This window comes from Bacillus norwichensis (assembly GCF_014836955.1).
Taxonomy (GTDB): domain Bacteria; phylum Bacillota; class Bacilli; order Bacillales; family Bacillaceae_C; genus Siminovitchia; species Siminovitchia norwichensis.
The window spans coordinates 1-3225 of record NZ_JACSPV010000086.1 but is presented as its reverse complement, the minus strand read 5'-3'; the positions used below and the strand labels follow the sequence as shown (position 1 = coordinate 3225).

Here is a 3225-nt window from a genome sequence, read left to right as displayed (position 1 = left end):
CTCAAAACCAGATAAGAGAAGAAGATACCGAAAATCATATCATCCTATTTTAGATTAAGTCCTCGATCGATTAGTATCCGTCAGCTCCATGTGTCGCCACACTTCCACACCGGACCTATCTACCTGATCGTCTTTCAGGGATCTTACTTACCTGCAAGCAGGTAATGGGAAATCTCATCTTGAGGGGGGCTTCATGCTTAGATGCTTTCAGCACTTATCCCTTCCGCACATAGCTACCCAGCGATGCCTTTGGCAAGACAACTGGTACACCAGCGGTGCGTCCATCCCGGTCCTCTCGTACTAAGGACAGCTCCTCTCAAATTTCCTGCGCCCGCGACGGATAGGGACCGAACTGTCTCACGACGTTCTGAACCCAGCTCGCGTACCGCTTTAATGGGCGAACAGCCCAACCCTTGGGACCGACTACAGCCCCAGGATGCGATGAGCCGACATCGAGGTGCCAAACCTCCCCGTCGATGTGAACTCTTGGGGGAGATAAGCCTGTTATCCCCGGGGTAGCTTTTATCCGTTGAGCGATGGCCCTTCCATGCGGAACCACCGGATCACTAAGCCCGACTTTCGTCCCTGCTCGACTTGTAGGTCTCGCAGTCAAGCTCCCTTCTGCCTTTACACTCTGCGAATGATTTCCAACCATTCTGAGGGAACCTTTGGGCGCCTCCGTTACCTTTTAGGAGGCGACCGCCCCAGTCAAACTGCCTGCCTGACACTGTCTCCCAACCCGATCAGGGTCGCGGGTTAGACGGTCCATACAGCCAGGGTAGTATCCCACCAGTGCCTCCACCGAAGCTAGCGCTCCGGCTTCCAAGGCTCCTACCTATCCTGTACAAGCTGCACAGACAGTCAATATCAGGGTGCAGTAAAGCTCCACGGGGTCTTTCCGTCCTGTCGCGGGTAATGCGCATCTTCACGCATACTATAATTTCACCGAGTCTCTCGTTGAGACAGTGCCCAGATCGTTGCGCCTTTCGTGCGGGTCGGAACTTACCCGACAAGGAATTTCGCTACCTTAGGACCGTTATAGTTACGGCCGCCGTTTACTGGGGCTTCAATTCGCACCTTCGACTAAGTCTAAGCGCTCCTCTTAACCTTCCAGCACCGGGCAGGCGTCAGCCCCTATACTTCGCCTTGCGGCTTCGCAGAGACCTGTGTTTTTGCTAAACAGTCGCCTGGGCCTATTCACTGCGGCTCCCGCAGGCTTGCACCCGCAGGAGCACCCCTTCTCCCGAAGTTACGGGGTCATTTTGCCGAGTTCCTTAACGAGAGTTCTCTCGATCACCTTAGGATTCTCTCCTCGCCTACCTGTGTCGGTTTGCGGTACGGGCGCCTGTTTCCTCGCTAGAGGCTTTTCTTGGCAGTGTGGAATCAGGAACTTCGGTACTTTATTTCCCTCGCCATCACAGCTCAGCCTTACGGCAAGCGGATTTGCCTACTTGCCAGCCTTACTGCTTGGACGCACAATCCAGTCGTGCGCTTACCCTATCCTCCTGCGTCCCCCCTTCACTCAAACGGAAACGAGGCGGTACAGGAATATCAACCTGTTGTCCATCGCCTACGCCTTTCGGCCTCGGCTTAGGTCCCGACTAACCCTGAGCGGACGAGCCTTCCTCAGGAAACCTTAGGCATTCGGTGGAAGGGATTCTCACCCTTCTTTCGCTACTCATACCGGCATTCTCACTTCCAAGCGCTCCACCATTTCTTACAAAATGACTTCTCTGCACTTGGAACGCTCTCCTACCATTGTCTAAGACAATCCACAGCTTCGGTGATACGTTTAGCCCCGGTACATTTTCGGCGCAGAGTCACTCGACCAGTGAGCTATTACGCACTCTTTGAATGGTGGCTGCTTCTAAGCCAACATCCTGGTTGTCTAAGCAACTCCACATCCTTTTCCACTTAACGTATACTTGGGGACCTTAGCTGGTGGTCTGGGTTGTTTCCCTCTCGACTACGGATCTTATCACTCGCAGTCTGACTCCCAAGGATGAGTATCCGGCATTCGGAGTTTGTCTGAATTCGGTAACCCGATGAGGGCCCCTAGTCCAAACAGTGCTCTACCTCCGGTACTCTTGCCTTGAGGCTAGCCCTAAAGCTATTTCGGAGAGAACCAGCTATCTCCAGGTTCGATTGGAATTTCACCCCTACCCACACCTCATCCCCGCATTTTTCAACATACGTGGGTTCGGGCCTCCAGTCAGTGTTACCTGACCTTCACCCTGGACATGGGTAGATCACCTGGTTTCGGGTCTGCGACCTCATACTCTTTCGCCCTATTCAGACTCGCTTTCGCTGCGGCTCCGCTTCTTCAGCTTAACCTTGCATGAAATCGCAACTCGCCGGTTCATTCTACAAAAGGCACGCCATCACACTTATTGTGCTCTGACTACTTGTAGGCACACGGTTTCAGGATCTATTTCACTCCCCTCCCGGGGTGCTTTTCACCTTTCCCTCACGGTACTGGTTCACTATCGGTCACTAGGGAGTATTTAGCCTTGGGAGATGGTCCTCCCGGATTCCGACGGGATTCCTCGTGTCCCGCCGTACTCAGGATCCACTCTGGAGGGAATGAAGTGTCAATTACAGGGCTGTTACCTTCTTTGGCGGGCCTTTCCAGACCGCTTCATCTACCACATTCCTTTGTAACTCCGTATAGAGTGTCCTACAACCCCAGAAGGCAAGCCTTCTGGTTTGGGCTCTTCCCGTTTCGCTCGCCGCTACTCAGGGAATCGATTTTTCTTTCTCTTCCTCCGGGTACTAAGATGTTTCAGTTCCCCGGGTCTGCCTTCCTGCACCTATGTATTCAGTACAGGATACTGCCCCATTACTGGCAGTGGGTTCCCCCATTCGGAAATCTCTGGATCTACGCTTGCTTACAGCTCCCCAGAGCATATCGGTGTTCGTTCCGTCCTTCGTCGGCTCCTAGTGCCAAGGCATCCACCGTGCGCCCTTTGTAACTTAATCTTGTCGGCCAACGATAAGCTTCGCATTTCTTCGTCAGCTTCGCTCATTCACATCCTCGCGTATTGTTATACGCTCCGGTGTTCATTCGCTTGCTTCCTCGAACTACTCGCTTCTCGTTGCCCTTGGTATTGAGTATAAACCAAAGGTTTTTACACATTTCTTATGGTGCTCCGTAATTGGATCATCCATAAGGTGAACGATTCTCGGTTTGTTTCTTCTCTTACTTATCTGGTTTTCAAAGAACGA

General features: G+C 52.6%; 1 rRNA gene. It reads right to left on the bottom strand.

The features are described from left to right. Window positions 1-50 precede the first annotated feature (50 nt). Window positions 51-2979 (bottom strand): 23S ribosomal RNA (locus H9631_RS21970). Window positions 2980-3225 lie beyond the last annotated feature (246 nt).